Origin of the sequence: Streptococcus suis, from assembly GCF_002960445.1 — a bacterium.
Classification (GTDB): domain Bacteria; phylum Bacillota; class Bacilli; order Lactobacillales; family Streptococcaceae; genus Streptococcus; species Streptococcus hyiners.
In genome coordinates this window covers 1-275 of sequence record NZ_POJD01000461.1, presented here as the reverse complement: position 1 = coordinate 275, position 275 = coordinate 1, and the positions used below count along the sequence as shown (strand labels likewise).

Sequence of the window (275 nt, the reverse complement as noted above, 5' to 3'; positions counted from 1 at the left end):
AGCCAAAACGCTCAAAAAACTTACGGAATTCCTTAGTCTTACCTTCATTTTTTGTGGCAATCAAGATGGTATCTCCCACGCTTGCCAATCCCTTGTCTTGACCGAAGAAATCTGCCGTGCTAACCCCTGCTTGTGGCAGATGAACCAAGAGAAGTTTGTCATTCTCAGTTACCAGAATAGCTCCTTGGTGTTGGAGGGCCTTGAACTGACGATTGTTTAACTCATTCAAAGTATCACAGGCAAATTGAAAGAGGGCAAATTCAGACTGAAGTTTG

General features: G+C 43.3%; 1 pseudogene. It reads right to left on the bottom strand.

Annotation, left to right across the window (positions count from 1 at the left end):
• Positions 1-275 (bottom strand): annotated as a pseudogene (locus C1G53_RS12785) (non-canonical purine NTP pyrophosphatase); the annotation flags it as partial.